Origin of the sequence: Microbacterium sp. H6 (assembly GCF_003314775.1) — a bacterium.
In the GTDB taxonomy this organism is placed as follows: domain Bacteria; phylum Actinomycetota; class Actinomycetes; order Actinomycetales; family Microbacteriaceae; genus Microbacterium; species Microbacterium oxydans.
This window is the reverse complement of the sequence record NZ_QOAY01000220.1, coordinates 398-739: the sequence shown is the minus strand read 5'-3', so window position 1 is coordinate 739 and position 342 is coordinate 398. Positions and strand designations below refer to the sequence as shown.

The 342-nt window shown below is 72.5% G+C and carries 1 protein-coding gene; it reads right to left on the bottom strand.

Going from position 1 to position 342, the window contains the following annotated elements; genetic code table 11:
* Positions 1-116: 116 nt before the first annotated feature.
* On the bottom strand, positions 117-342 hold a 226-nt coding region (locus tag DSP71_RS23955; protein WP_396652060.1), incomplete at its 5' end, for a ThiF family adenylyltransferase.

Genomic DNA, 342 nt, shown 5'->3' with positions numbered 1-342 from the left:
GGCGGGTGCGGCGAGTGTGCGTCCTGCGGCATCCGCCACCGGGAGCGTGACCTGCTCGACGACGCGAACCGCGTCGAGCACGCGGGAGAGCTGCTCCTCGACCGTGCGGCGGCCGCTCATGCCGACACCCCCGATGCTGTGGATGCCGGGCGGATCGAGATCTCGTGCTGCCGGGAGGTCAGCGCATCGATCATCGCGAGCCGCCCGAGCAGCGGTTCACCGGCGCCGGTGACGAGCTTGATCACCTCGCCGGCCAACATCCCGCCCACCTGCACGCACAGCGCCCCGAGCACCCCGACCTGGGCACAGCTGGGTGGCTCGCCCTCGGTGCCCAGCGGGAAG